This window comes from Pelomonas caseinilytica (assembly GCF_021353235.1).
Lineage (GTDB): Bacteria > Pseudomonadota > Gammaproteobacteria > Burkholderiales > Burkholderiaceae_C > Pelomonas > Pelomonas caseinilytica.
In genome coordinates this window covers 277,851-303,304 of the sequence record NZ_JAJTWT010000007.1, presented here as the reverse complement: position 1 = coordinate 303,304, position 25,454 = coordinate 277,851, and the positions used below count along the sequence as shown (strand labels likewise).

At 69.5% G+C, this 25,454-nt stretch carries 15 protein-coding genes; 6 read left to right on the top strand and 9 right to left on the bottom strand.

Annotated features, from left to right (window positions below; all coding sequences use genetic code 11):
- Positions 1 to 131: 131 nt before the first annotated feature.
- The 3 genes from LXT12_RS18120 to LXT12_RS18110 form a co-directional block, all read right to left on the bottom strand.
- The gene (locus LXT12_RS18120) at positions 132 to 1,844 is read right to left on the bottom strand and encodes a M14 family metallopeptidase (RefSeq protein WP_233393690.1); all 1,713 of its coding nucleotides are present in this window, start codon (positions 1,842 to 1,844) and stop codon (positions 132 to 134) included.
- A 113-nt stretch (positions 1,845 to 1,957) separates the two neighbouring features.
- Positions 1,958 to 2,713: a LytR/AlgR family response regulator transcription factor gene (locus tag LXT12_RS18115; protein ID WP_233393689.1), complete on the bottom strand. Its 756-nt coding sequence runs from the start codon at positions 2,711 to 2,713 to the stop codon at positions 1,958 to 1,960.
- Complete coding sequence (locus tag LXT12_RS18110) at positions 2,710 to 3,774, bottom strand: sensor histidine kinase (RefSeq protein ID WP_233393688.1); 1,065 nt, start codon at positions 3,772 to 3,774, stop codon at positions 2,710 to 2,712. Before LXT12_RS18110 ends, LXT12_RS18115 begins: the two co-directional genes overlap by 4 nt.
- A gap of 165 nt (positions 3,775 to 3,939) precedes the next feature.
- Here LXT12_RS18110 and LXT12_RS18105 point away from each other — a divergent pair, with 165 nt between their 5' ends.
- Genes LXT12_RS18105 through pcaF form a run of 3 tightly spaced genes read left to right on the top strand, consistent with a single transcriptional unit; the run spans position 3,940 to position 7,357 of the window.
- Positions 3,940 to 4,737, top strand: a complete 798-nt coding sequence (locus LXT12_RS18105) for an enoyl-CoA hydratase-related protein (RefSeq protein WP_233393687.1) — start codon at positions 3,940 to 3,942, stop codon at positions 4,735 to 4,737.
- Positions 4,734 to 6,158 (top strand): 3-hydroxyacyl-CoA dehydrogenase, encoded by a 1,425-nt coding sequence (locus LXT12_RS18100; protein ID WP_233393686.1) that lies wholly within the window; start codon positions 4,734 to 4,736, stop codon positions 6,156 to 6,158. Before LXT12_RS18105 ends, LXT12_RS18100 begins: the two co-directional genes overlap by 4 nt.
- Entirely contained in the window at positions 6,155 to 7,357 is a 1,203-nt protein-coding gene (pcaF, locus tag LXT12_RS18095) for a 3-oxoadipyl-CoA thiolase (RefSeq protein WP_233393685.1), read from the top strand. The genes LXT12_RS18100 and pcaF overlap by 4 nt, the downstream gene beginning before the upstream one ends.
- 47 nt (positions 7,358 to 7,404) lie before the next feature.
- On the opposite strand, the gene LXT12_RS18090 is transcribed toward pcaF, so the two are convergent.
- Positions 7,405 to 8,352, bottom strand: a complete 948-nt coding sequence (locus LXT12_RS18090) for a hypothetical protein (RefSeq protein ID WP_233393684.1) — start codon at positions 8,350 to 8,352, stop codon at positions 7,405 to 7,407.
- A 148-nt stretch (positions 8,353 to 8,500) separates the two neighbouring features.
- Positions 8,501 to 9,745, bottom strand: a complete 1,245-nt coding sequence (locus tag LXT12_RS18085; RefSeq protein ID WP_233393683.1) for an NAD(P)/FAD-dependent oxidoreductase — start codon at positions 9,743 to 9,745, stop codon at positions 8,501 to 8,503.
- Between the two features lie 349 nt (positions 9,746 to 10,094).
- Between LXT12_RS18085 and LXT12_RS18080 the strand changes: the two genes are divergently transcribed.
- Positions 10,095 to 13,019 carry a TonB-dependent receptor domain-containing protein gene (locus LXT12_RS18080; protein ID WP_233393682.1) on the top strand — a complete coding sequence of 975 codons (2,925 nt, stop codon included), beginning with the start codon at positions 10,095 to 10,097 and terminating at the stop codon, positions 13,017 to 13,019.
- A 99-nt stretch (positions 13,020 to 13,118) separates the two neighbouring features.
- A complete protein-coding gene (locus tag LXT12_RS18075; protein ID WP_233393681.1) occupies positions 13,119 to 14,936 on the top strand; it encodes a tetratricopeptide repeat protein in 1,818 nt (605 codons plus the stop codon).
- 6 nt (positions 14,937 to 14,942) lie between these two features.
- On the opposite strand, the gene LXT12_RS18070 is transcribed toward LXT12_RS18075, so the two are convergent.
- From LXT12_RS18070 to LXT12_RS18055, 4 genes are all read right to left on the bottom strand, one after another.
- Positions 14,943 to 15,389 (bottom strand): hypothetical protein, encoded by a 447-nt coding sequence (locus LXT12_RS18070; RefSeq protein ID WP_233393680.1) that lies wholly within the window; start codon positions 15,387 to 15,389, stop codon positions 14,943 to 14,945.
- Positions 15,390 to 15,466: 77 nt separating this feature from the next.
- On the bottom strand, positions 15,467 to 18,568 hold the full coding sequence (locus LXT12_RS18065; protein WP_233393679.1) for a TonB-dependent receptor: 3,102 nt from the start codon (positions 18,566 to 18,568) through the stop codon (positions 15,467 to 15,469).
- A 350-nt stretch (positions 18,569 to 18,918) separates the two neighbouring features.
- The gene (locus tag LXT12_RS18060) at positions 18,919 to 21,933 is read right to left on the bottom strand and encodes a TonB-dependent receptor (protein ID WP_233393678.1); all 3,015 of its coding nucleotides are present in this window, start codon (positions 21,931 to 21,933) and stop codon (positions 18,919 to 18,921) included.
- 165 nt (positions 21,934 to 22,098) lie between these two features.
- A complete protein-coding gene (locus LXT12_RS18055; protein ID WP_233393677.1) occupies positions 22,099 to 24,279 on the bottom strand; it encodes a malate synthase G in 2,181 nt (726 codons plus the stop codon).
- A 153-nt stretch (positions 24,280 to 24,432) separates the two neighbouring features.
- Here LXT12_RS18055 and LXT12_RS18050 point away from each other — a divergent pair, with 153 nt between their 5' ends.
- Positions 24,433 to 25,341 carry a LysR family transcriptional regulator gene (locus tag LXT12_RS18050; RefSeq protein ID WP_233393676.1) on the top strand — a complete coding sequence of 303 codons (909 nt, stop codon included), beginning with the start codon at positions 24,433 to 24,435 and terminating at the stop codon, positions 25,339 to 25,341.
- Positions 25,342 to 25,454 lie beyond the last annotated feature (113 nt).

Below are 25,454 nucleotides of genomic sequence, written 5' to 3'. Positions count from 1 at the left end.
GGTTCGACCGACTGGGCCTGCCCCGACTCTCCTGACCTCAAGCGCTCGAACCGCCTGGTGCGGACCCGCATGCCAGGTGGTGTGGCAGGGGCGCCTCCTGAGATGGAGGTCCCCTATGCCGATCTCCGCCCTCAGTCCAGCACCACCTCTGTCCGCACGACGCCCGCGCGCTCGGCCCAGGCCGAAAGGGCCAGTCGCGTGCCCACCGGCGCGCGGACGACCCATTCGGCCACGGCGCGGTCGGCGGTGGGTTGACGGCTGGGCAGGAAGGCGAGCTGGCTCTGCCGGGGGCCATGACCTTCGAGCTGCGGGCCTTCCATGCGCTCCTTGCCGCTGACGAGGCTGACCGCCGGGTCGCTCGGCAGGTGGATCTCGAACATCACGCCGCGCACGGCCTTGCGCTCCAGGGCGCGCTGCGTCACGTAGGCCGGCAGGTAGCCGGCGTTGGCCACGGCCAGGCGCACCCGCCACATGTCCGGGCCGAGGGCGCGCACCTCCGTGCGCACCAGCTCCAGCCGCGGCAGGCTCATCGCGACCTGCGTCATCCAGGCCGGGAAGCGCGCCGCCTCGCGCTCGCGCAGCGCCGGCGGCGGGTTGCGCCAGTAGTTCATCTTGTCCCAACCGCCGATCTCGACGGCGCCGAGCTGCGGATGCTGGAAGGGCGTCCAGTCGACATGGGCGCGGCCGCCGCACTGCTCGTCGCTCCACTTCAGCAGCTTGAGGTCGTCCTCGACGGGGTGGTCCCGGTACCAGTCGATCCACTTGTAGCCTTCGATGCCGGCCTCGCGGTTGGGCGACCACAGCTCCACCACCCAGAACAGCGCGCCGAGGTGCTCGTAGACCCAGTCCTGCGTGCCGGTGATGACGTCCTTGGGGTGGTAGCGGAAGTCCTCGTAGATGCTGACGGCCGGGTAGCCGCTGTGCTTTTCGCCCAGGGCCGAGAAGCGCTCGTAGAGCCACAGGTCCTCGGGCGTCATGTCCTTGTCGCCGCGGGTGCTGCAGGGGCGCAGGATGACGCCGCTGTGCGTGTGGTAGCTGATGGCCGCGCCGATGTTGGGATGGCTCGTGACGAACTCGACCATGGCGCGCACCTCCGGCTCGCTGGTCGGGTAGGGGCCGGCGCCGAGCTGCTGGTATTCCTGGCGCCAGTCGGCGGGGAAGTTGCGGTTCAGGTCCAGGCCTTCGCGGTCGGGGTTGACCTTGACGGTCAGGCCGTCGTGGTTCTTGACGAAGCCCTCGGGGATGAGGCGGTAGTACTCGCCGCCTGACTCACCCGGCTCGCGCGGCACCATCAGCCGCGGGTCGGCGGGGTGCTTCTTGTAGCCGCCGTGCGGGTCGGGCAGACGCATGGTGAGGATGCGGCCGTCGCCGTCGATGTCCTCCACCGTCAGCCCGTCCACGGGTTCCTCGGTGTAGGGATAGGGGCGGGTGGAGCTGCGGATGTGCCGGGGCCGGTCGGCCAGCGCCAGTTCGGCGCCGTCGGGGTTGAGGCGCGGCACGATGTAGAGGGTGCGCGTGTCCAGCAGCCGGTGCACCTGCGCGGCGTCGGCGCCGGTGCCGCCATGCTGGGTCAGCAGATGGTGCAGGTAGTACAGGCAGGTCGTCGAGGCGGTCAGCTCGGCGGCGTGGATGTTGCCGTCGATCCACAGGGCCGGCTTGTCGATGTCCATGCCGCTGGCCAGGTTGGTGACGACGACGACCCAGATGTCGCGACCCTCGTAGCTCTTGCCGATGGAGCGCACCGACACGAGGTTGGGCCGCGCCTCGGCATAGGCGAAGAGCAGGGCGGTCAACTCGTCGTGGCGGTAGAAGTGGTCGAAGCGGGGCGTGGGCAGACTGGACATGGCGGGGGCGTCCTGGGTGGGTTCCCAAGATCTAGGGGTTTGCGGCGGGATGCCGCGGATTGTCTGGACAGGGCCCGGAACGGGTCCCAAGGGTTTGCCCGCTAGGACAGCGTTTACTGGCCTTTGAACAGGGCCTGGAACTGGCGTGAAACCGGCAGCCTCTCGTCGCGCCCGCGCAGCGTCACCACCATGCTGCCCTCGTCGATGCGGATGGCCCGGGCGATGCAGCGGCTGTTGACGAGGACGCTGCGGTGGATCTGCCAGAACAGCTCGGGGTCGAGCTGGGTCAGCAGCTCGCGCAGCGGGGTGCGGATGAGGGCGTCGCCGTCCTGGTGGACGACGCGGGTGTAGCGCTGGTCGGCCTCGAAATAGACGATGTCCTCAGGCGGGATGAGGACGATCTCGCGGCCGACGCTGGCCTGGATGGGGCGCGACGCGGGCCGCGGCGGGACGAGGCCGGCCAGCAGGCGTTGCAGCGCCGCCGTGTCGGGTGCCGCCCGGGCGAGGCGGCCCTGCAGCCGCGCCAGCGTCTGCGCCAGGCGGCCGTCGTCCACGGGCTTGAGGACGTAGTCCAGGGCGCCGGCCTCGAAGGCCGCGAGGGCATGGTCGTCATGGGCCGTGACGAAGACGACGAGGGGCGGCGAGGCCAGGGCCGACAGGCGGCGCGCGACTTCCAGGCCGGTGAGGCCGGGCATGCGGATGTCGAGGAAGGCGATGGCCGGTTCGTGCGCCAGGCAGTCGTCCCAGGCTTCGGCGCCGTTGGTGCTGGCGGCGACGATGCGCAGTTCGGGCCACAGCCGGGCCAGGGCGGCGCGCAGCTGCTCGCGCGGGGCTTCTTCGTCGTCGGCGATCAGGGCGCTGGGGCTCATGCGGTGGGCAGGGTCAGTGTGGCGGTGCAGCCAGGGGCGGCGTCATCGAGGGTGAGCGTGGCGCCCGGGCAGGCCTGGGCAAGGCGCCGGCGCGTGTTGGCGAGGCCCACGCCCTCGGTCCAGCCGGGGGCCAGGCTGGCGCCGTCGTCTCTGACCGTCAGCATGATGCGGCCGGGCTCGCAGCGGGCGGTGATGTCGATGCGGCCGCCGCGCAGCTGGGGCTCGATGCCGTGGGCGATGGCGTTCTCGACCAGCGTGAGCAGGGCCCCCGGGGGCAGGCAGGCCGGCGCGGCCTCGGCCGGCATGTCGATGCCGAAGGCGAGCCGCTCGCCGAGCCGGGCCTGCATGATGGCCAGGTAGCGCCTCACCATCTCCATCTCGTCGCCGAGGGGCTGCAGCTCGCGCTCGAACATCGGCAGGGTGGCGCGCAGGTAGGCGGTGAAGTCGCGCAGCAGGGGCGCGGCCCGGCGGTCCTGGGTGTCGACCCAGTGCTGCAGCGAGGCCAGCGTGTTGAACAGGAAATGCGGCTGGATCTGCGCCGCGGCCAGGCGGGTGGACAGGCGCAGCGCGGCCTCCTGGTCGGCCAGCTCGCGCAGCCTCGCTTCGATCTGCTGCACGCGGAAGACGGTCAGCATCCACCAGGCGCTCAGCACGCCCGTCATGCCGGCCACCAGCGCGGCGTTCTCGCGGATGACCCAGTCGCGCTGGCCGTGGCGCACGAGCAGCACGCAGGCCGCCACGACGGCCGCCGCCAGGCCGTAGCAATAGGCGTTCAGCCGCGCCCGGGTGGGCTGGCGCCACAGCGAACGCGCCACCACGAGGGCCGCGGCCGCCAGCGCGCCGCACAGCCCCCACCACAGCAGGGGATGGAGCCAGCCATCGTCGCGCCGCGTCCACACCATGGCCGGCAGCAGGGCCAGCAGGTTGATGGCCACGTAGCTGTCCACCGCCACCGGCCAGGGCTGCATGCCGGCGCGCGCCATCTCCTGCGGCGTGAACACGCGCAGCGGCCCGGGGTAGAACCACTGGCGGCATTGCAGGGCGGAGAGCAGGGAGCGCATGGCGGGCGAGTCTAGGTGGCGGTGCTCGCTGCGGTCGCGTCCGCGCGGCGAATGGGCGGCCGGGGTGCATGAGCGGCGGCAGGGCGTGGCGGGCAGGGCAGGCAGGGAAAGCCTGCGGAAGGGCCTACGTTCGACCGATCGGTCGGGAAACGGCAGAATGCCCGGATGCCTGCCTGGACCACCCTCGACCTGGACCGCCGCCCCAACGGCGTGGCCGTGCTGACCATGAACCGGCCGGCCGTCTTCAATGCCTTCGACGAGACGCTCATCGCCGAGCTGGACGCGGCCTTCGAGCAGCTGGGCGGCGATGCCGCGGTGCGCGTCATCGTGCTGGCCGCCGCGGGCAAGCACTTCAGCGCCGGGGCCGACCTGCAGTGGATGCAGCGCGCCGCCGCCGCCTCGCAGGACGACAACGTCGCCGACGCGCGCCGCTTCGCCGCGATGCTGGCGCGCATCGCCGCCTGCCCCAAGCCCACCCTCGCCCGCGTCCAGGGCGCGGCGCTCGGCGGTGGCGTGGGCCTGGTTTGTGCGTGCGACATGGCGGTGGCGTCCGAGGCGGCCAGCTTCTCGGTGAGCGAGGCGCGCATGGGCATCCTGCCGGCCGTCATCGGCCCGCATCTCGTCAACGCCGTGGGCCTGCGCGAGGCGCGGCGGCTGGCGCTGACGGCCAGCCGCATCGGCGCCGGCGAAGCGCTGCGCATGGGCCTCGTGCAGCAGCTCGCTCCGCCCGACGGCCTGGACGCGGCGGTCGACGCGGTCGCCGCCGACCTGCTGGCCTGCGGCCCCGCGGCCCAGGCCGAGATCAAGCAGCTCTACGCGCGCCTCGCGCCGGGCCCGGTGAACCACGAGGTTCGCGAGCTGACCGCCCAGACCATCGCCCGCGTGCGCGCCACGCCCGAAGCCCGCGAGGGCTTCGCCGCCTTCCTGGGCAAGCGCAAGCCCCACTGGACCCTTCCGGAATGAACCTCAACGACTCCCGCATCCTCGTCGTCGGCGCCGGCCTGATGGGCGCCGGCATCGCCCAGGTGGCCGCCCAGGCCGGCCACGATGTCGCCCTCTTCGACGCCCGTGCCGGCGCCGCCGAGGCGGCCAAGGCCAAGCTCGCGCAGACCCTGGACGGCCTCGTGGCCAAGGGCCGGCTGGACCGCGAGGCCGCCTCCGCGGCCCTGGCGCGCATCCGCCCGGTCGAGGCCCTCGCGCCGGCCGGCCTTGTCATCGAGGCCATCGTCGAGAACCTGGAGGTCAAGCGCGCCCTCTTCGCCGAGCTCGAGGCCCTGCTGCCGGACGAGGCCGTCATCGCCACCAACACCTCGTCCATCTCCGTGACGGCCCTGGCCCGCGGCATGAAGAAGCCCGGGCGCCTCGTGGGCATGCACTTCTTCAACCCCGTGCCGCTGATGAAGCTGGTGGAGGTCGTCTCGGGCCTGGGCACCGCGCCCGAGGCGGCCCAGGCCGTGTTCGAGCTGGCCGCGCGCTGGGGCAAGACGCCCGTGCACGCGCGCTCGACGCCCGGCTTCATCGTCAACCGCATCGCCCGGCCCTATTACGCCGAGACGCTGATGCTGCTGCAGGACCGCGCGGCCACGCCCGAGGTCATCGATGCCTGCCTGCGCGCCGCGGGCTTTCGCATGGGCCCCTGCGAGCTGATGGACCTGATCGGCCACGACACCAACTTCGCGGTGACGAACTCGGTCTTCGCCGCCAACTTCTTCGACCGCCGCTTCACGCCGTCCCTGGTGCAGCAGGAGCTGGTGGACGCCGGCTTCCTGGGCCGCAAGAGCGGCCGGGGCTTCTACCGCTATCCCGAAGGCGCGCCGGCCCTGCCGGCGGTGCAGGTGCAGGCGCCGCGCGCGGCGAGGCTGGTTGTGCACGGTCGCGGGGCGCTGGCCGAACGCTTTGCCGGTGCCGTACCCGAGGCCGCGCGCGAACTCGACAGCGACTGGACCGGCCTGAGCGCCGACGGCCGCCAGCTGCGCCTGACCGACGGCCGCCGCGCCGCCGAGTTCGCCCCCGGCACGGCGGTCTTCGACCTGCCGCTGGCACCGGCCGGCGACATCGCCTATGCGGGCGACGCTGGCCCGGCGACCTGGCTCACGCGCCTGGGCCTCACGCCGCGCGCCATGGCCGACCTGCCCGGCCTGGTCGTCGCCCGCACCATCGCCATGCTGGTCAACGAAGCGGCGGACGCCGTGCAGCAGGGCGTCTGCGACGAGGCCGGCGCCGATGCGGCGATGAAGCTGGGCGTCAACTATCCCGCCGGCCCCTTCGAATGGCTGACCCTCTGGGGCGCCGGTGCCGTCGCCGCCCTGCTGGACCGACTCGATCACCACTACCGCGGCGAGCGCTACCGCGTGAGCCCCTATCTGCTGAACCGCACGACATGACACAAGCCTTCATCTGCGACGCCATCCGCACCCCCTTCGGCCGCTACGGCGGCGCGCTGTCCTCCATCCGCGCCGACGACCTCGGGGCGCTGCCGATCAAGGCGCTGATGGCGCGCAACGCCCAGGTCGACTGGGCCCAGGTGGCCGACGTGATCTACGGCTGCGCCAACCAGGCCGGCGAGGACAACCGCAACGTCGCCCGCATGGCCGCGCTGCTGGCCGGCCTGCCGCAGGAGGTGCCGGGCGTGACGGTCAACCGCCTGTGCGGTTCGGGCATGGATGCCGTCGGCACGGCGGCGCGCGCCATCCGTGCCGGCGAGGCCGGCCTGATGATCGCGGGCGGTGTGGAGAGCATGAGCCGCGCGCCCTTCGTCATGCCCAAGGCCGAGAGCGCCTTCAGCCGCGCCAACGCGGTCTACGACACCACCATCGGCTGGCGCTTCGTCAACAAGCTGATGAAGGCCCAGTACGGCGTCGACTCCATGCCCGAGACGGCCGAAAACGTGGCGGCCGACTTCGGCATCGAGCGCGAGGCCCAGGACCGCATGGCCCTGGCTTCGCAGATGAAGGCCATCGCGGCCCAGCAGCGCGGCTTCTTCGAGCGCGAGATCGTGCCGGTGGAGGTGGCGCAGAAGAAGGGCGAGCCGCTGCGTGTGGCGCTCGACGAGCATCCGCGCGAGACCAGCCTGGAGGCGCTGGCCCGCCTCAAGGGCGTGGTCAAGCCCGAGGGCAGCGTCACGGCCGGCAATGCCAGCGGCGTCAACGACGGCGCCTGCGCCCTGCTGCTGGCGAGCGAGGCCGAGGCGGCCCGCCACGGCCTCAAGCCGCGCGCCCGAGTCGTCGGCATGGCCACGGCCGGCGTGGCGCCGCGCATCATGGGCATCGGCCCGGCGCCGGCCACGCGCAAGGTGCTGGCGCTGACGGGCCTGTCGCTGGCACAGATGGACGTGATCGAGCTCAACGAGGCCTTCGCCGCCCAGGGCCTGGCCGTGCTGCGCGACCTGGGCCTGGCCGACGATGACGCCCGCGTCAACCCCAACGGCGGCGCCATCGCCCTGGGCCATCCCCTCGGCGCCAGCGGCGCGCGGCTGGTGACGACCGCCCTCAACCAGCTCGAGACCGTCGGCGGGCGCTACGCCCTGTGCACCATGTGCATCGGCGTGGGGCAGGGCATCGCGCTGGTGATCGAGCGGGTCTGACGCAGCGGCGCTCGCGTCCAGCGACGCGAGACGGGACGAGGGGCCGTTCAGAACGGAATGCAGGACCGGCCCGTCGACGCCGGCGGGCAGTACATCTCGTCGTAGTAGATGCGGTGCTCGCCCAGCTCGAAATAGAGGTTGCCGACGCCGATGCCCATGATGAGGTCGTGCGACCCGGCCTCGTGCGGATAGCCCTGTGGGCCGTAGACCCGCCGCTTCGGGTCGCCGAACTGCACGGTGAGCAGGGGCAGGTTCTGGAAGCCGCTCGCGATCTGGTTCTTCAGCTGCGCGAGCTGCAGGCCCGCGGAGCCGAAGGCGCTGTCGGGAATGGCGTCCAGGCCCATGAATTTCACCGGCTTGAGGCCGTCCAGGTTGCCGATGGCGTTGTAGGCGTCCTGCAGGCCGGTCTCGATGAGCTGGTCGACGAAGTGTTCGCCGGCGGCATCGAGGAGGTCGCCGACGAGGGGCACCCAGTCGAAATTCGTCTCGCAGCTGACGTAGCGGGATTGCAGCTTGAAGCCGCGGATCTCCTTGGCGGTCAGGGTGCCGGAGAGGAAGTCGAGCTGCCCGACGATGGTGGTCGCCGGGTCGAGCGCGAGGTCCACCGTGCAGCTGCCCACCAGCGGGCCGAAGGACCGTTTCACCGTGGCGCCCAGCGACACCTGCAGACCCGACACCGTCATCTCACCGTTCCGGTAGGTGAGCGTCATCGGGCCGTTGATGGTGGCGTAGCCGCTCTGGTATCCCGCCACCGAGGCCAGGCTGTCCTTCAGCTTGGGAACCAGGAGGCCGCGCAGGCTGGCCATGACGGTCTGCTGCGCGTCGGCCATGGGCTTGTAGACGCTGCTGGTGAGGGGCGTCCGGTAGGTGGCCAGCGTCGTGCCCGACACGGACAGGACGCCTTCGTAATAGAAGTCCCGGCTGGCTTGCGCCGAAGTCACGGGGGTCAGTGTCGCCGCGGCGATCGAAAGGCAGGCAATCAGGGGCTTGATCATGCAGGCTCCGCTCAGGTCATCGGATGAACACGGGCGGCAACTCGGCCGGGCGCCGGATGCCGCTGCGGATTCTGGGTGCCTGTGCCTGTGATCGAGCGGTTAGTGTCCGGGAATCTTCACGCCGGACCTGGGGATGAGCCTGGGCCGGCTATTCCAGGAAAAGACGCGACAGGCCCTTGAGGCTGACGAGGTTGCCGGGGTTGCTGGTCTCGTTGAGCACGCCGCTCATGCGGGCCAGCAGGCGCGGGCTCTTCCGGGCCCGCCAGATCAGCAGGTCGGCCAGCCAGGGATGGGCGTTGACGCGGTTGGCCCGTTCGTAGAGGTCGAACTTGGGCTTCAACGCGGTCAGCGTGGCCTCGTAGGCCGCGCGGACGGCGGCATCGTCGTCGCGATGGGCCAGGATGGCGTCGGCCGCCAGCATGCCCGTCTCCATCGCCTTGCCGATGCCCTCGCCGGTGAAGGAGTAGGTGCTGCCGGCAGCCTCGCCGGTGACGAGCAGGCCGGGTCGGGTCCAGCGGGCGCCGGTGAGGGTACAGCGCAGCGGCGCGCCCTTGAGCCACTGGTCGCCTTCGCCAATGCGTTCGCCCACGCGCATCAGCTCGGCCGCCGGCGGGTAGTTGGCGACGAAGGCGTCGAAGATGGCGCGCAGGTTGACGTCCTTCTTGCGGCCCTTGCCGCCGCCGAGGTCGCGGTGGGAGTCGGTCACGCCGACGCCGATGTTGAAGTGGCCGTCCGGCGCCGGGAAGATCCAGCCGTAGCCGGGGCGCACGGATTTGTCCCAGACGACTTCCAGCGCCTTGATCCTGCCCACCATCTGCGGGGCCCGGACGTAGCCGCGCAGGGCCACGCCGCTGGGCGTGTGGCGCTCGCACATGCCGGCCGCGGTGAGGGCCTTGGGCACGGCACCAGTGGCCAGCACCACCCAGCGGGCCTGGACCTCGGCGATGTCGTCGCCACGCTTGAGCCGGGCGCCGACGACGCGGCCGTCGGCCTCCAGCGGCGCCTCGAAGCGCGCCTGCTCGAAGCGGGCACCGGCGTCGCGCGCGGCCTGCAGCAGCAGCGCGTCCAGCTCCCGCCGCGGCAGCACGGCGAGGGACCCCGGCACGTCGATGCGGCCGCCGCGCGGGCCGACGCAGCCGACGTGGGCCACCGGCTGGGCGCGGCGCATCACCGCATCCAGCAAGCCGAGGCGGGCCAGGGCCTTGTGGGCATCGGGAATGAGGCCGTCGCCGCAGGTCTTGTCGCGGCCGGGTGGATGCTGGTCGACCAGCAGTACCGACAGGCCGGCCCGGGCCAGGAGGTGGGCGCAGGCGCTGCCGGCAGGGCCGGCGCCGACGACGAGGACGTCACAACGGGAGGCGGCGGGCGGGAAGGACTCGGTCGTGGGGTTCAAGCAGGGGCTCCGGCGGGGGCGGCAGATTCTAGGAGGCGGGGCCGGGTGGGCTGTGCGCCCGGTGGCCGGTTTCCGCAGGCTTGCTGGCACCCGGCGGCCTCGGCCATGTCGTGACCTGACAACACGTAACTTTGCTTCTGTGCAGAGGGGGCGGTGGGGGTCTGGCGAGGTTTCCGCTCTGTAAACAGGACTTTCGGTACTGGTGGGACGGTCTATTGGGGGCTACCCGAGGCGGAGCGGGGCATGGTGGTGTGGAGACTCTTCGCACAAAGACCGCCGGCCCATGCGCCGCCGCGGCGAGCCCAGAGACACCCGGCGTCGTGGAGAGCGCCTCATCAGGAGCAGCTACATGTTCAAACGCAATGTGCGCAGCGCCGCGGCGCTCGCCATGATCGGCACGCTGGGCGCCATGGGTGCCGCCCACGCCCAGGAGGGCGACACGCAGAAGCTCGAGCGCATCGAGATCACCGGTTCGCGCATCAAGTCCGTGGGCGCCGAGTCCAGCAGCCCCATCCTCTCGGTGGGCAAGGAGGACATGAGCATCAAGCAGCCCGTGGCGGTGGAGGAACTGCTGCGCGGCCTGCCCGCGGCCTACCCGGCCATCGGCCCGAGCATCAACAACGGCTCCAACGGCACGGCCTCCATCGACCTGCGCGGCCTGGGCTCCAACCGCACCCTGGTGCTGATCAACGGCCGCCGCTTCGTGCCGGCGACGCTGACCGGGACGGTGGACACGAATGCGGTGCCGGTGTCGCTGCTGGAGCGGGTCGACCTCGTCACGGGCGGCGCGTCGGCGGTCTACGGTGCCGATGCCGTGGCCGGCGTTGTCAATTTCGTCACCAAGCGCAATTTCTCCGGCATCGAGGCCACGACGCTCTACAGCACCACCAGCCGCGGCGACGGCAAGCGCTACAAGAACGACCTCACCGTCGGCGCCAACCTGTCGGATGGGCGCGGCAACGTCGTGCTGCACGTCGGTTCCACCCGCACGGAGCCGGTCCGCCTGGGCGACCGCAATTACGCCGGTACGGTCATTTCATCGCGCACCGGCCTGCCGGGCGGCTATTCGCAGACGGCCGCGCCGGCGGTCTTCCAGTTCCCGGCGCCGGCGAGCGCGACGCTGTCCGGCGACCGCGTCATCGACCCCGCCACCGGCCTGCTGCGCGCGGGCGACGGCACGACGCCGCCCGACGGCTACAACACCAACCCGCCCAACTACTTCGAGACGCCGCTGGATCGCACCCAGGCGACGGCCCTGGCCTATTACCGCGTCAACGACAACCTCGAGGTCTACGGCGACTTCTTCCACAACCGCAGCCTGGTGACGCTGAACCTGGCGCCGTCGGGGACCTTCCTTCAGTCCTTCGCGGTGCCCATCGGCAACCCCTACATCACGCCGGCCCTGCGCACCCAGCTGTGCGCCGCCTACGGCATCGCCGCGGCCAATTGCGTGGCCGGTGCCGCCGGCACGACCGAGATCAACATGCTGATCGGCCGCCGCTTCGTCGAGGCCGGACCGCGGGTCTACAACTACGACAACACCTCCTCGCAGTACACCGCCGGCCTGCGCGGCGACGTGCCGCTGCTGGACGGCTGGAGCTACGACGCCTACTACCAAAGCGGCCGGGCCGACCAGCAGCTCACCACCGGCAACGGCTTCTCCCGCAGCAAGGTCCAGCAGGCCCTGCGCGCTTTCAACACCACCAGCTGCTCCGTCACGACCGGCGGCTGCGTGCCGCTGAACGTGTTCGGCCAGCCGGGCTCCATCACGCCGGAGATGCTGGCCTTCGCGGCCATCCCGACCTTCCAGACGACGCGGGTGGACCAGCGCATCCTGGCCGCTTCGGTGAGCGGCGAGGTCGGTGTGCTCAAGAGCCCCTTCGCCCGCAACCCGCTGAGCCTGGCCCTGGGCTACGAGGACCGCAAGGTCACCGGCGGCAACGCCTCCGACAACGTCGTTCAGACCCAGGGCGAGCTGCTGGGCAGCGGCTCGCCCACGCCTGACCGCTCGGGCGTGATCAAGTTCAAGGAGGCCTTTGTGGAGGCCAACCTGCCGCTGGCCCAGGACCTCCCGTTCGTGCACAGCCTCAACGTCGGCCTCGGTTACCGCGACACCGACTTCAAGACGGCCGTGACCAGCAAGACCTACAACAGCTGGAAGGCCGGGCTGGACTGGTCGCCGGTGCGGGGTCTGCGCTTCCGCGGCGAACAGCAGCGCGCCACCCGGGCGCCGAACGTGAACGAGCTGTATGCGCCGGTGGTGACCGGCCTGGCGACGGTCAGCGCCGACCCCTGCAAGGGCACGGCCATCAATGCCGCCGATGCCGGCAAGGCCGGCACCCTGACCAACCTCTGCCAGCAGACGGGCGTGCCCACCGGGCAGATCGGCTTCGTGCCCAACCCCTCGGCCAGCCAGGCCGCCAACACCAGCGGCGGCAACCCCAACCTCGGGCCTGAGAAGGCCGACACCACCACCATCGGCCTGGTCTGGGAGCCGGTCAACACGGCCTTCTCGGCGACCCTGGACTACTGGCGCATCAAGGTCACCGACGCCATCACCGCGCCGACGGCCGGCCAGGTGGTGGACAGCTGCTACAACCCGCTGCGCAACCCCGGCTACAGCCTCAACGCCTTCTGCCAGCTGATCGCCCGCAACCCGACCAGCGGCGGCCTGAGCGGCACGGGCTTCAGCGGCATCAACACCCAGTCGTCCAACCAGGGCCTGCTGGTGTTCTCGGGCGTGGACGTGGGCATGAACTACCGCTTCATGCTCAAGGCCATCGGGCTGGATGCCGGCCGCCTCGACTTCGGCCTGCAGCTCAGCCTGCTGGACAAGGCCGACTACAAGGCGCTGCCGGTGCTGGACACCATCGGGTATGCCGGCCACTACGGCATCGACGTGGGCACGCCCTACACCAGGCGTCGCTTCAACCAGCGCACCACCTGGACGTACAACGACTGGACGGTGGGCCTGGCCTGGCGCTACATCGGCGAGTCGACGGTGCAGACGACCGGGGCGGCCAACAACGTGGCCGGCAAGTTCGTGAAGAGCTACGAGAGCATCCCCGACGTGAACTACTTCGACCTCAACGTCGGCTACCAGGTGCTGAAGAACCTGCGCGTCTCGGTCACCATCAACAACCTGTTCGACAAGCAGCCGCCCATCGTCGGCACGGGCATCGGACCGGGTGCGTCCAACTACGGCAACACCTTCCCGAGCGCCTACGACGTCATCGGCCGCCGTTACACGGCGGCCCTCACGGCCAGCTTCTGAGCGGCCCGCGACGGCGCACCGGCAAGCACGGGCCCTGCGGGGCCCGTTTTTCCGCGGGTGAGCCACGTCGCCACAATTTCGCCATGCCTCGAGACCGCCATGCCTGAGCCCGGTGCCGCAGCCCTGCTGGACCAGGCCCTGCGTGCGCTGGCGGCCGGCCAGCCGCAGGCCGCCGGGCCGCTGCTGGGCGAGGTGCTGCGGCGCGATCCCCATTCGCCGCGCGCCCATGCGGCCCTGGGGCAGATCGCCGCCCAGCAGCAGCGCTGGGCCGAGGCCGAGGCGGCCTTCGGCCGTTCGCTGCAGGGCGACGCAGGCCAGCCGCGCGTCTGGTTCGCGCGCGCCCAGGTGCTGGAGATGCTGCAGCGCCCCGGCGACGCCGCCCATGCCTTCGCCCAGGCGGCCGACCGGCACGCCGGCTGGGCGGCGCCGCGCTATCACCTGGCCCGGTTGCTGCGCGACCTGGGGCAGCGGGCGGCGGCCCTGCAGGTGGCCAGCGAGACGGCGGGCCTGGCCCCGGAGGATGTCGACGTCCTGCAGTTGCAGGCCATGCTGCAGGAAGAGTGCGGCGACCTGGACGCCGCCGAGCAGACGCTGGGCGCCGCCCTCGGCCTGGAGCCGCGGCGCGCCAGCCTGCATCACAACCTCGGCGTCGTGCTGCACCGGCGCGGGCGCCATGCGCAGGCCCTGGCCGCTCACGAAGCGGCGCTCGCCCTGGGCCTGGACGCGGCGGACGCCCACTACAACCTCGGCAACACGCTGCAGGCCCTCGGGCGTGGCGAGGCCGCCGTCGCGGCCTACCGCCAGGCGCTGGCCCGGGCCCCCCTGCACGCCCTCGGCCTCTACGACCTCGCCCGCCTGCGTTGGGCGCTGGGGCATGCGGGCTTCGATGCAGAACTGCTGCATGCACAGCAGCAGGCGCCCGCGTCGGACCTGCCGCCTTCATTGCTCGGACTGCTCTACCTCAAGGCCGGCCGGACCGAGGCGGCATTGCAGGCCTACGGCGATGCGGCGCGCCTGGCACCGCGGGCTGCTGCGCATGCCGACGGCCTCGGCCAGGCGCTGTGCCGCATGGGCCGGCATGCCGAGGCGCGAGAGGCGCACCGGCGCGCGGTCGAGCAGGCTCCCGAGGATGTGCGCCTGCTGACCAGTGCCGCCCAGAGCCTGTACGCCGGCGGCCACGACGGCGAGGCCCTGGCCCTGGCGGAGCGGGCGCTCGCCCTCGCGCCGCACGACCAGCTCGCCATCGCGTTGGCCGGCCTGGGCTGGCGACTGCGGGGCGACCCGCGCGACGCCTGGCTGCACGACCCCGACACCGTCATCGGCATGGTCGACCTGGCGCCGCCCGAGGGCTTTGCCGACATCGAGAGCTTCAATGCCGCGCTGGCGCAGGAACTGGCCGGGCTGCACACCGATGCCGTCGCGCCCATCGACCAGACCCTGCGCGAGGGCACGCAGACCCGCGGGCATCTGTTCGACCTGGACCTGCCGCTGGTCAGCGCCCTGCGCGGGCGGATCGAAGATGCGATCGGCGCCTGGCTGGCGACGCGCCCCGAGGACCCCACGCACCCGCTCTTCGGGCGGCGCACGGGTGCATGGCGCTTCGCGGACAGCTGGAGTTCCCGGCTGCGGCGGGGTGGCTTCCACACCCGGCATATCCACGGCCACGGTTGGCTGAGCAGCTGCTACTACGTCGCCGCGCCGCCTTCGGCGCTGGCTTCCAGCACGCATGCCGGCTGGATCCAGTTCGGCGAGCCCGCCCTGCCGGAACCGGCGCGGGAGGCCTTCCCGCCGTGGCGCTTCGAGGCGCCCAGGCCCGGCCGGCTGCTGCTCTTTCCGTCCTACCTCTGGCACGGCACCCTGCCGTTCGAGGACGACGCCTTCCGCCTCACCGTCGCGTTCGACGTCGTGCCGGCCTGAGGGACTTCATTCGACGCGCCGCACCCGCGGCGAAGTCTTGAGGCCTTCGATGTCCAGGAGGAAGGAGCCCAGGGCCCCGCGCTTGACGGTGACCGCCCGGGCGCCTTCGGACACCACCACCGAGCTGCCATCCACCACCTGCCAGACTTGGCCGTTGTCGAGCCGAATGCGCGAGTTGGGGCCCCATCCGGCAAAGTGCGGACCGACGGCGGAGCGCACGGCATCGATGCTGTCGGGGCGGCGGGACTCGGGCAGGCCGAAGGCCGCCTCGGGGCTGGGAGCCGAGGCCGGCAGCAGCGCGACGGCGGGCCGTGCGGCATCGGCCAGGGTGTCGTAGCAGGCCAGGCGACGGGCGGTGTCGGCGAGCGCGCGGCAGCCTTGGAGGGAGTCCTGGGCGAGCACGGGTGCGGGCAGCAGGGCGGCGGCGGACAGGACGATCAAGGAATTGCGCATCGAAGAAAGCTCGTAACGGAAGGCCAACGAAAAAGGGCGGCCAACAGGCCGCCCTTGAACAATGCCAACTGAGCGCGTCAGAACGGCTTGTTGTAGGTCACCGAGAAGCGCATGTTGCGCGGAGCCGCATTGCCGACAGGCAGCTCATAGATGTTGCGACGAGCGCCCGAGTTCGTCTCGCCACGCTCTTCAACGGCCAGGACGGTCTGGTTGTTGTTGAGGTTGAAGACTTCGGCGGTGACAGCCAGGCCAGGCACGATTTCGGGCTTGTAGGTCAGGCTCAGGTCGATGCGCGAGTTGCTCGGCAGGTTGCCCACCGTGCCGCGCGGCGAGGCCTTGCCGAAGCAGTAGTGGTAGTTCGAACCATAGTTGATGCCGTTGTCGTTGATCGACTGCAGGTGTGCCGGGTCACCCTGGTAGGTGCCCAGGCAGCTGCGCGGACGGCCGGATTCGAAGCTCATCACACCGCCGACTTGCCATTCCTTGCCGAGGTTGACAAAGCCGTAGGCCTTCAGCTGGTGACGACGGTCGTTCGGCAGGTAGCCGTACGCGTTCTCCATCAGCTCGGGCATGTCCCAGGTCATCGTGGCCGACACGTCGCGCTGGGCACGGTCGGACAGCGTCTGGCCTTCCGTGTTGCCCTTGCTCTTCGAGTAGGTGTAAGTCACCTTGCCGTACCAGCCGTTGCGCAGCGGATGCTCCAGGAAGAAGTCCAGCGCCGTGTAGGTGCGCTTGGGCTTGTCGAAGCCCAGCTCAGCTGCCGACAGGTTCACACGGGTGTAGGTCTTGCCGTCGCCCGCGTAATTGATGTCAAACGAGTTGGCGCGACCCGGGTTGAACGAGGCGCAGGCAAACCCACCCCAGTTCGTGGTGTCGATGTTGTGATCGGCCGCGTACTTGATGAACGCGCGCGGATCGCACATGTCGTCGATCGTGCTCTTCAGGGCGCGATACGTGAACTTGACGCCACCGTTGAGGTCGGGCAGCAGGGCGTTCTCGATGCCAACCATCAGCTCGTCCTGGTAGGCGGGCTTCATGTTGGTCGCTGCGACGCTGCGCGGGTCCTTGGCTTGGCCGTACTCGTTGTTGTTCGAGTGCGCAGTGGTCAGGTTGGCGCGACCGACCGGCTGGCCGTTCGCGTCCACGCCGGTGTACGAGAAGGCTTGGCTGGTGAACAGCGAGCCGTTCGCACCGCGCAGGGCGATCAGCGTCGGGATCTGGATCGAGTAGCGGCCGGCACTGCCGAACACCTTCATCGAAGCGTCGCCCTTGGCGTCCCACACCGCGGAGAAGCGCGGGTTGTACTGGTTGCTGATCTTCAGGAAGCTGACGTCGTCCTGGTTGCGGTTCTCGTACGTCTCGCGGCGCAGGCCGGCGGTCAGCACCAGGTTCTTGGTGACTTGGTACTTGTCTTCGATGTACTGGGCCGACTGATTGGAGTAGGCGTTGCTGACGGTGGAGATGATGGTCTCCACGCCGTAGAAGCCCTGGGTGGCGAGGGCGCCGTGAGCCGGATCGCCCAGCCAGAAGACTTGCGAACCGGTATCGGAAAGCGTGAAGTTCTTGTTCGCAGTGTCAGCAGGACTCAGATTGCGGTACTGGATGGACCGACCTTGCGGAGGGGCCTCCTTGCCGCCGTTGCGAGTGCTCATCTTGTTGTCGTCGAGACCTGCCTTCAGCGTGTGAGCGCCCAGGCGGTACTCAAAGTCCAGACGCAGGCCCTTGACGGTGTCCTTGTTGCCGTCACGGTAAAGCTGGCCGGTGAACGTATTCGCCACGGGGTAGCTGACGCCCGGGGCTTGCGACGACACGCCATTCTCGAACGTGATCGACGGGACGCCGATGTTGCTGCCGGTGATCGACGACTTGCGGGTCGTGACGCTGCGGCCGACAACGGCCGTCATCGTCAGATCGTTCGTGATTTCGCCGATGTAGCGCAGGATGCTGGTGTTGGCACCCGACGAGGTCAGGCCGTCCTCGTCGTTCTGCCACTTCTCGACGTGATCCGTCGTGCCGGTGAGGACGCCAGTGCTGGGATCCACGCCCTTCACGGTGCGGGTCAGCTTGGGCGTGTCCTTGATCAGGGTGAGGTCCAGCTTGTGGCCGTCAGCGATGTTCAGGTCGAACTTGCCCAGGACACGGTCGGTGACGGCGTGGTCAGAGTTCCAGCCGCTGGTCTTGGAGGTCAGCACCACGGAAGTGTTGCCGTTGGTCGGGTCGATCGACTCGGTGTTCTGGATCTTCCGCTCGGCGGAAATGAACATGAACAGGCGATCCTTGAGGATGGGGCCGCCCACATAGCCGCCGACGACGTTTTCGGTCAGCGAGTTGTTGTGGCGGAGCAGTCGCAGCTTGCCATCGGTCGAAGCGACGCCCACCTTGGCGTAATAGCGGTCGACCGAAGACTGGCGGAAGGACGCCGGACGGGTGCTGGCGCTGGCGCCGTATTCCCACTCGTTCGTGCCGCTCTTGGTGATGATGCTGATCACGCCGCCGACGGAGCGGCCGAATTCAGCGCCGAAGCCACCGTTGAGCACCTGGGCCTGGTCGATGGCACCGAAGGGCAGTTCGGACGAACCCAGCTGGTTGAGCGGATTGGTGACCGGGAAGCCGTTGATGTAGTACGAGTTCTCGGAGGCCGCGCCACCGCCGATGCTGGCGCCACCAGGATAGCGGGGGTCGGCGTTGGTGGTGTTCGGGGCCAGCGCGATGATGGCCGCCAGGTTGCGGCCAGTGGGCAGCGCGTCGAGTTGGGCGGCGGAGAAGGTCGCGCCGCTGTCGGCGTTGGACACGTCGAGCGTCTTGCGACGCGCAGTGACCGTCACCGTTTCGAGGGCCGTCGTCAGGAAGACTTCGGAACCTTGGCCCAGCCGGACTTCGACACCCTCCTGGACCTTGATGGCCTTGCCATCGCGCATGAGGCTGACGCGATAGACGCCCACCGGGAGCGACGTGACCTGGATGCGCCCGTTGGCATCCGGCGTGGCGGTCCGCTTGAAGCCCGTGGCGGGGTTTTCGACGACGACGGTGGTGCCAGGTCCTGCAGTGACGGCGCCATAGATGCTGCCGGTCGCATTGGACTGGGCGAGGGCCGTTTGGGGCGCGAGCAACGCCAGAGGGGCAACCGCGGCGCCCAGGGCGATCAGTGCCGCCAAATTAACACTGTTGCGTCGGAACATATGAGAACTCCAAATAAAAGGGGAGCCCAGGCGACCGGTCAGATGCGCCATGGGCGTTCGAAAGTTAAGGGACCACGATCAGTCGCCCCGTCACACCATCACGCTAGCCGGATGGGCTCGGCTTGCTAACACGGGGGACCCCTGACACCCGGGACCGCAACAGCGGTAAGTTATTGAAATGTAAAGATATCGGCGCTGTTAAGCCTTGTGAACGGCATCGCGGGCAATGTTGTCGCCGGACAACATCTGCGGCTGAGGCGGGGCTTGGACCCGTGCGGCTTGGCGCCAAGCCATGCAAGCGACGGCGCCGGGGAGGCTGATGCTCCTCGGCGCGGCCGCCGGGCTTGGGGTCAGAACTCGTAGCGACCGGTGAACAGGAAGGAGCGACCCTCCTGGAAGTCGGTCGGCGACAGATAGTTCGGGTTGACCTTGCCTTCGATGGCGGACGTCGTGGCGCGGCTGTAGTCGGCCACTTCGTTGACGCGAGTGACGCGCTGCGAGTTGAGAACGTTGAAGATATCCACTTGCAGCGTCAGGCGGCCGTTGCCGAGCTTGGGTGTCCAAGCCAGTTGCGCGTCGAGCTGGCCCGTCCACGGGGTGCGGCCGCGGGTGCCTCGGGGCACCAGTTCCGATTTGCCCGTTTTCGGGTTCACGCAGTAGTAGCTGGAAGCCGAGGTGTAGTCTCCCGAACCGGTTGCACCATCGGGGCCGACGAAGTCCGGCACCGTCTCGGGCACGAAACCGATGCAGCTGATGGGGCGACCCGAGGACACGATCAGATTGGCGCCGACGCGCCAGTCATCGGCCACGCGGAACGTGCCATAGGCCTTGAGGACGTGACGGCGGTCATTCGGCAGATAGCCCTTGGAGCCATCGGTGAAGGACCCGAAGTCGAAGTCCTGGGTCAGGCCGGCATCTTCCTGCTGCAAGGTGGACTGCACGTAGCCTTCGGCGGTGCCGCGGCTCTTGGACCAGGTGTAGGTCGCGTTAAAGCCCCAACGGCCGTCGAAAGGCTTGTCCAGGCTCAGTTCGAGGGCGTTGTAGGTGCGCTCGTACTTGGCCAGGGCGAAGTACTTCGCCGGGATCGTGACGGCGGTGAGGTTGCCGTCGGAGTGCAGGTCCATCTTCAGATGGACGTCACGGCCAGGATTCAACAGCATGCACGGTGCTAGCGTGCCAGCATCGAAGTCGGTATAGCCGTTGTCCAGGGCCCAGTTCTTCTGGGCGTAACCACCGCAGAAGTCATCCATGCCGTCGTTGATCTTGCGACGGATCACCTTCGCGCCGATCGTGTATTCGCGGCTCAGAGCCTTCTGGAAACCGAGGATGAATTCATCCTGGTTCATGGGCTTCAGGTTGGTGTCCGCGACGGTGGCCGGATCGGGCAGTTTGCCGTCGTTGATGATCTGCGGTACGCCGATGTCCTGGGCGCTCAGGCCCAAGGGGGCCTGGGTGCGCGGATCCCGTCCGGTGAAAGTGTAGAACCGCTGCTCGAACAACTCTCCGCGTGTGGCACGGATGTTGGTGTTGGACGCCACGGGGATGTAGTAGCGCCCGAGGTTGCCATACACCTTCAGCGATGAGTCACCGTTGACGTTCCAGGCAAAGCCCAGGCGCGGTGCCAACAGATTGTCCTTTTTGACGAAGCTGATGCCGTCGCCGTTCTTGTTGTTGAAGGATTCGCTGCGCAGGCCGCCGTAGAGCATCCAGTTGCGGTTCATCTGCCAGCTGTCTTCCAGGTAGACCGCCGTGTTCTCGACGCGGTAACTGCCGCTGGTCTGCGTCGACTCGCGGCGGCGCACGTATTGACCGCCGGGCGCGACGACGTTGGGCACGCCATTGACGGTGCCACTGGCGGAGATGAAATAGCGCCAGTAGTAGCCGCCGGAGTAGTCTGAACCGCCGCCCGCCACCGAGTCGAAGGTCTGTGCGTCGTAACCGCCGCGCAGCGTGTGCTTGCCCAGCACGTACTCGACGTCAAAGCGCATGGCCTTGCGCACGTCGGTGTCCTTCGGCGGTGCTTTGGGATCCCGGATGGGTTGTCCGGGGAACGGCTTGGCCCAGCAGCCGATCTCCGAGGTGTCGGTATCGAGCACCACGGGGCAGTCTTGCCCCGCGAGCCGTGCACCCGTCGTCGTGAGCTGCTGATTGCGCACGCGACCCACCATGGCCGACACCGTGAGGTCCTGCGTCAGCGAGCCGGTGTACTTCAGGATGTTGACGTCGGCGCCTTCGGTCTGGACGCTGTTTGCGCCCGCGCCGTCATGCGTCGTCGAGTACGACGCGGCGTTGGCGTAGTCGGTGAGAGTCGTCTTTTTCTTGTTGGTGATCCCCGTGTACTCCAGCGAATGGTTGTCGGTGATCGCCCAATCCAGCTTGAGGAGGCCCTTGGGCTTGTTCTCGAGTTGGTAGGTGCTGGTGCTCTCGCGGAAGCGGTCTTCGGTGTCGTGCCGGCCTTCGGCGAGCGCGAAAACGAACAGCTTGTCTTTGATGATGGGACCGCCACCGTAGACGGTGTAGCTCAGGTCGGTCTTGCGCCAGGCATTGCGGAAGACGGTGTAGCTGTTGGGATGCTCGGGGTCGAGGTCGGCAACGTTGTGGTCGCGGGTACGGAAGCTGTCGGGCGCGTAATAGACCGCCGCCCCGGCTTTCCACTCATTGCCGCCGCGCTTGGTCAGGACCGACACGACTCCACCGAGCGAACGACCGTACTCGGCACCATAGCCACCGTTCTTGATCTGCTGTTGCTCGACGGCGTCAAACGGCAGGTTGGCGTAGGACAGGAAGTTGCGGATGTTGGTGACGTCGAAACCGTTGATGTAGTAGCCGTTCTCCCCGACGGACGCACCGCCGAACGAGGCGAGGCCGCCACTGCCAAGGCCAGGGTCGCCCTTCACGGCACCGGGAGCCAGCAAGGCGACGGCATCGACGTTGCGTGCCACCGGAATGGTGCGCATCTGCTCAGCCGTGAACACCGTGTTGCTTTCGACGCTGGTCACGTCGATGGAAGATCGTGCGGCGCGGCCGGAAATCTCGATGCGCTCGATCTCCTGCACCGTCAGCTTGACCTCGGTACCCGAGCCGATGGCGACCACCACCTCACGGGTGACGCCGCCCGAGGTGACGCGGTAGCGACCGGGCGGAAGCTTGGAGAAAGTGAAGCTGCCGCCGGCCTCGACGGTCGCCTGGCGCTGCAAGCCGGTGTCCAGGTTCACGATGCTGACGGTGGCACCGGCCTTGGCTTGACCAAACAGGGAGCCCTCGGCGCTTTGCGCCTGTGCTGCGCCGGCGAAGCCCAGGCTGATGGCCAAGGCCACTGCGCTGCGGCGCAGGACGAGGGAGCGGGGGGTATGCAGGGTAGGCAAGATGGCCCTCCGGAAGTCAAAGAAAAAAGGATGACCTCCGCCATGTGACGAAAGTCAGTGAGCCCTGAATATTGACTGCCTGGAAAGAATCACCGCATCGGAATCACCCTGCCTGTGCCGCTACACAACACCAGAAAACTGCCGCTTGACAAGCGGGTTTGGGTTTCAGAAAGCTGACTTCACCTTCAACCGCCACGCATGCAGCAACGGCTCCGTGTAGCCGCTCGGCTGGGCCTCGCCCTTGAACACCAGGTCCTGGGCCGCCTGCATCGCGGCGCCTTGCGGGTTGGCGGCCAGCGGCTTGTAGGCCGGGTCGCCGGCATTCTGGGCGTCCACGACCTTGGCCATGCGGGTGAAGGTCTCGCGCACCTGTTCGGCGCTGACGACGCCGTGGCGCAGCCAGTTGGCGATGTGCTGGCTGCTGATGCGCAGCGTCGCGCGGTCTTCCATCAGGCCCACGCCGTTGATGTCGGGCACCTTGGAGCAGCCCACCCCCTGGTCGATCCAGCGCACCACGTAGCCGAGGATGCCCTGGACGTTGTTGTCCAGCTCCTGCTGGCGCTGCTCGGCCGTCCAGTCGGCCCGGGGAGCGACCGGGATGGTCAGCAGGGCGTTCAGCAGGCCGTCGCGCTCGGCGGCGAGGTCCACCTTCTCGAGTTCCTGCTGCACGGCCGCGACGCTGACCTGGTGGTAGTGCAGGGCATGCAGCGTGGCCGCGGTGGGCGACGGCACCCAGGCGGTGTTGGCGCCGGCCTTGGGGTGGACGATCTTCTGCTCCAGCATGGCGGCCATCAGGTCGGGCATGGCCCACATGCCCTTGCCGATCTGGGCCCGGCCACGCAGCCCGCAGGCCAGACCGGTCAGCACGTTGCTGCGTTCGTAGGCCTGGATCCAGGCCGTCGTCTTCATGTCGCCCTTGCGCAGCATGGGGCCGGCGCGCATGGCGGTGTGCATCTCGTCGCCGGTGCGGTCGAGGAAGCCGGTGTTGATGAAGGCCACGCGGCTGGCGGCGGCGGCGATGCAGGCCATCAGGTTGACCGAGGTGCGGCGCTCCTCGTCCATGATGCCCAGCTTGACCGTGCTGTCGGGCAGGCCGAGCAGCTGTTCCACGCGGCCGAACAGTTCGGACGCGAAGGCCACTTCGGCCGGGCCGTGCATCTTGGGCTTGACGATGTAGACCGAGCCGCGGCGCGAGTTGCCACGGCGCTTCAGGTCGTGCATCGCGATCGTCGTCGTGACGACGGCGTCCATGATGCCCTCGGGGATCTCGCTGCCGTCCTCCAGCAGGATGGCCGGGTTGGTCATCAGGTGGCCCACATTGCGCACGAACATCAGCGAGCGGCCATGCAGCGTCAGCGTGCCGCCGTCGGGCGCCGTGTAGACGCGGTCGGCGTTGAGCCGGCGCGTGAAGGTCTTGCCGCCCTTGGCGACCTCTTCCGTCAGGGTGCCGAGCTGGATGCCCAGCCAGTTGCGGTAGGCCAGCAGTTTGTCCTCGGCGTCCACGGCGGCGACGGAGTCCTCCAGGTCGAGGATGGTGGACAGGGCCGCCTCCAGCACCACGTCGGCGATGCCGGCGGCGTCGCTCTTGCCGATGGGCGTGCTGCGGTCGATGCGCACGTCCAGGTGCAGCCCGTGGTGCACGAGCAGCACACTGCTCGGTGCCGCGGCGTCGCCCTGGTAGCCGGCAAAGGCGGCCGGGTCGGCCAGGCCGGTCGTGGCGCTGGAGGCCAGCGCGACGACCAGGCGGCCCGCCTCCACGCGGTAGCCGGTGGCGTCGGCATGCGAACCGCTGGCCAGCGGCGCGGCCTGGTCCAGCACGCGGCGGGCGAAGGCGATGACCTTGGCGCCGCGCAGCGGGTTGTAGGCCCCTTCGCGGGTGGCGCCGTCGGTCTCGGGAATGGCGTCGGTGCCGTAGAGGGCGTCGTAGAGCGAGCCCCAGCGGGCGTTCGCGGCGTTCAGCGCATAACGCGCGTTCAGGATGGGCACCACCAGCTGCGGGCCAGCCTGCACGGCCAGTTCGGCGTCGACGTTGGCGGTCGTGGCCTTGGCCCCGGACGGCGCTTCGACGAGGTAGCCGATGCGGCCGAGGAAGTCTCGGTAGGCGGGCATGTCCTGGATGGGGCCGGGGTGGGCCTCGTGCCAGGCATCCAGCTCGGCCTGCAGCCGGTCGCGCTCCGCGAGCAAGGCGCGGTTGCGCGGCGCCAGCTCGTGGGCCAGGCGGCTGAAGCCGGCCCAGAAGGCCTCGCGCTCGACCCCGGTGCCGGGCAGCACCTCGGTGTCGATGAAGCGGGCGAGGTCGGCGTCGACCTGCAGGCGGTGAAGCGGCGTGCGTGGGCGGTTGGACATGGCAGTCTCCAGGAGCATGGAAGGGATTGCCGCCATCTTGCCCCCGCGCGAGGCCATGATTCGCCATCGCCGACGCAATGAATCTGTGACTGGAACGCAAAGATCCCGTTTGAAACCGCTCCCTTTGCGTCGGTGGGCCAGCACAATCCCGGCATGGACAAGCTCAAGCAGATCGAGTCCTTCATCCTCGTCGCCGCCAAGGGCAGCCTGACGGCGGCGGCCCAGGCCGAAGGCGTGGCTCCGGCCGTGATGGGCCGGCGGCTGGATGGGCTGGAAGCCCGCCTGGGCGTCAAGCTGATGCTGCGCACGACGCGCCGGCTCTCGCTCACGCCCGAGGGCCAGGCCTTCCTGGAGGACTGCCAGCGCCTCGTTGCCGCCCTGGCCGACGCCGAGGCGGCCGTCAGCGCCGGTGGGCTCAAGGCCACGGGCCACCTGCGCGTCACCGCTCCCGCGGGCTTCGGCCGCCGCCACGTGGCGCCGTTGGTGCCGGGCTTCCTGGCCGAGCATGCCGACCTCAGCCTGTCCCTCAACCTCAGCGACCGCATCGTCGACATCGTCCACGAGGGCTTCGACTGCGCCGTGCGCGTGGGCGACCTGCCCGACTCCAGCCTCGTCAGCACGCGGCTGGCCGACAACCGCCGGCTGTGCGTGGCGGCGCCGGCCTACCTCAAGCGGGCGGGCGTGCCCAGGCATCCCGACGAGCTCGGCCGCCACGCCTGCCTGACCCTCAGTTCAGAGGCCAGCCAGACGCGCGGCTGGGCCTTCCGGATCGACGGCGCCGTGCAGCACCTGCGGCCGGCCGGCCGGCTGGACTGCAGCGACGGCCAGGTGCTGCACGACTGGTGCGTTGAAGGCCTGGGCCTGGCCTGGCGCAGCACCTGGGAGGTGGAGGCCGACCTCGCTGCGGGCCGCCTGGTCAGCGTGCTGGACGAGTTCGCCGCGCCGCCCAACGGCATCTATGCCGTCTTCCCGCAGTCGCGCCACCTGCCGCTGCGCACGCGGCTGTGGGTGGAGCACCTGCGCGCCCACTACGGGCGGGCGGACTATTGGCGCGGGGGCTGACGCCGCTTCTGCGGGCCGAGCGCCGGGCCGCCCCAAGCCGGCCCGCGTGTCGCGATGTGCTCGCCGGTCGATCCGGCGAGCGTCGCGGTCCCCGCGGGGGACCGACCAGAACC

Coding starts and splice junctions, on each gene's coding strand:
- LXT12_RS18120 (WP_233393690.1), bottom strand. CDS start 1,844: ATGTCCAGTCTGCCCACGCCCCGCTTCGACCACTTCTACCGCCACGAC.
- LXT12_RS18115 (WP_233393689.1), bottom strand. CDS start 2,713: ATGAGCCCCAGCGCCCTGATCGCCGACGACGAAGAAGCCCCGCGCGAG.
- LXT12_RS18110 (WP_233393688.1), bottom strand. CDS start 3,774: ATGCGCTCCCTGCTCTCCGCCCTGCAATGCCGCCAGTGGTTCTACCCC.
- LXT12_RS18105 (WP_233393687.1), top strand. CDS start 3,940: ATGCCTGCCTGGACCACCCTCGACCTGGACCGCCGCCCCAACGGCGTG.
- LXT12_RS18100 (WP_233393686.1), top strand. CDS start 4,734: ATGAACCTCAACGACTCCCGCATCCTCGTCGTCGGCGCCGGCCTGATG.
- pcaF (WP_233393685.1), top strand. CDS start 6,155: ATGACACAAGCCTTCATCTGCGACGCCATCCGCACCCCCTTCGGCCGC.
- LXT12_RS18090 (WP_233393684.1), bottom strand. CDS start 8,352: ATGATCAAGCCCCTGATTGCCTGCCTTTCGATCGCCGCGGCGACACTG.
- LXT12_RS18080 (WP_233393682.1), top strand. CDS start 10,095: ATGTTCAAACGCAATGTGCGCAGCGCCGCGGCGCTCGCCATGATCGGC.
- LXT12_RS18075 (WP_233393681.1), top strand. CDS start 13,119: ATGCCTGAGCCCGGTGCCGCAGCCCTGCTGGACCAGGCCCTGCGTGCG.
- LXT12_RS18070 (WP_233393680.1), bottom strand. CDS start 15,389: ATGCGCAATTCCTTGATCGTCCTGTCCGCCGCCGCCCTGCTGCCCGCA.
- LXT12_RS18065 (WP_233393679.1), bottom strand. CDS start 18,568: ATGTTCCGACGCAACAGTGTTAATTTGGCGGCACTGATCGCCCTGGGC.
- LXT12_RS18055 (WP_233393677.1), bottom strand. CDS start 24,279: ATGTCCAACCGCCCACGCACGCCGCTTCACCGCCTGCAGGTCGACGCC.
- LXT12_RS18050 (WP_233393676.1), top strand. CDS start 24,433: ATGGACAAGCTCAAGCAGATCGAGTCCTTCATCCTCGTCGCCGCCAAG.